Raw genomic sequence first — 1,584 nt, 5'->3', positions numbered from 1 at the left:
CTCAACCTCCTTATCATCTTCTATCCTTATCTTATCACATCCGGACTTCTATGAAAAGAGCTATAAATATAGATCCAAGTAGTCACGCTACTTGGATGACTAGGTAGAGGGTACTGGGATGATATAGGATAATATGGGATGAAGGCAAAAAAACATTAGCTATGTTCTTTTCACAACAATGCATCTCTTCATTCCCGCTAAGTCATATACATATTCCTGAAAAGCTAATTCGTATGAGGGGATTATTTTGTCAATATTGCTTTGATCTTCACCTATCTCCAATATCGCAAACCCATTTTTTTTAAGGCACCTCCTTAATATTGGAAAAATGCTCAAGTAACAACTCAAACCATCAATACCACCATCAAGGGCAATTCTTGGTTCCTTTTGCACTTCAGCTTGCAAGTCTTTCAATTTGCTTCTTTTAATATATGGAGGATTACTGATTATAAGATCGAATGAACCTCTGCACTCTGTCCACGAACTTGGAAATATTTTGGCTCTGCTGAGAAGATCATGTTTTTTTGTGTTCTGATAGGCAACTTTATATGCTTCCAAGCTTTTTTCAAAACCGACGCCAACAGCATATTCATACTCACTAAGTACGGATATCAATAAACAACCTGTGCCTGTACCAAAATCTGCAATTTTTAGTTTCTGTTTTTTGTTTGGGTAATATTTTAACACTGCTAGGATTATTGTTTCACTATCTGGCCTTGGATCTAAAACATGCTGGTTAACTATAAAATTTTTACTCCAGAATTCATGATTACCTATTATTTGCGATATTGGATATCTTTCCGCTCTTTTTTTTGTTAATTTCCAAAATAAAAGTTCTTTCTCCATTGGCACTTGATCAGCATGGTTCACAATTATAAATGATCTTTCCACTCCAAGTACGTGCTGCATGATGATTTCACAATCTAAATGTGGTGATTCAACTTTATGTGACGATAATAACTCCGATCCTTCTTGAATTAAAGAGCTGATTGTTTTCATTATTCTAAAAATATGTTTCTTTCAGCCAAAAATAGCAAGATGAACTTCCAGTTTAGGGTAGCTGCACTAAATCCCAGTGTCAAGCACGCAGCTGTACGAACATTGCAATTTGCAGATCCAAGTAGCTTGACTACTTGGATCCAGCTAAGTTGGTGAGCATAAAAGTATAGCTAATGCGAGCTTTACGTCATACCGTCACGGTATCTCTAGATTCCGCTAACACGTAGCGGGACGACGAGGTCAGGGTGTCATCCTAGTACCTTCTCCTGTCATCCCAGTGCCCAGACACTGAGATCCAGAAAAGTTTGCTTGTAAGCAAGCAAACTAGCACAGAAAGTGGTTACAACATTTTCGATGAGATTATATGGAAAACTGGATTCCAGTGTCAAGCACTGGAATGACACCTTCCTGCTCAGTTCATGTTGCCATAAATATTAAGAAATTTACCAAGCAAAAAAAAGGCAAAAGAAGCCCTAGTCATTGTCTATTTTCAGTATTGGCGTTTTTTAAGTCTGAAACACTGCAATTTAGCTGCTTTTAAATGCAACTCACCTTAGTTTAAATGTTTAAGAAATTTACTAAGCA

At 36.9% G+C, this 1,584-nt stretch carries 2 protein-coding genes; one reads left to right on the top strand and one right to left on the bottom strand.

Annotation, left to right across the window (positions count from 1 at the left end; genetic code table 11):
* Positions 1-159: 159 nt before the first annotated feature.
* Entirely contained in the window at positions 160-999 is an 840-nt protein-coding gene (prmC, locus tag ACIPNH_RS06590; protein WP_264339235.1) for a peptide chain release factor N(5)-glutamine methyltransferase, read from the bottom strand.
* Positions 1,000-1,363: 364 nt separating this feature from the next.
* Between prmC and ACIPNH_RS06585 the strand changes: the two genes are divergently transcribed.
* Positions 1,364-1,540: a hypothetical protein gene (locus tag ACIPNH_RS06585; RefSeq protein ID WP_400772344.1), complete on the top strand. Its 177-nt coding sequence runs from the start codon at positions 1,364-1,366 to the stop codon at positions 1,538-1,540.
* The last annotated feature ends 44 nt before the right edge of the window (positions 1,541-1,584 follow it).

It is taken from the genome of Wolbachia endosymbiont of Drosophila barbarae, from assembly GCF_044752445.1.
Taxonomy (GTDB): domain Bacteria; phylum Pseudomonadota; class Alphaproteobacteria; order Rickettsiales; family Anaplasmataceae; genus Wolbachia; species Wolbachia pipientis.
Note: the sequence above shows the minus strand (reverse complement) of the source record. Positions and strands in the feature narration are given on the sequence as shown.

Bases quoted from the DNA above. Each gene is read 5' to 3' on its own strand.
- prmC (WP_264339235.1), bottom strand. From the start codon at position 999: ATGAAAACAATCAGCTCTTTAATTCAAGAAGGATCGGAGTTATTATCG.
- ACIPNH_RS06585 (WP_400772344.1), top strand. From the start codon at position 1,364: ATGGAAAACTGGATTCCAGTGTCAAGCACTGGAATGACACCTTCCTGC.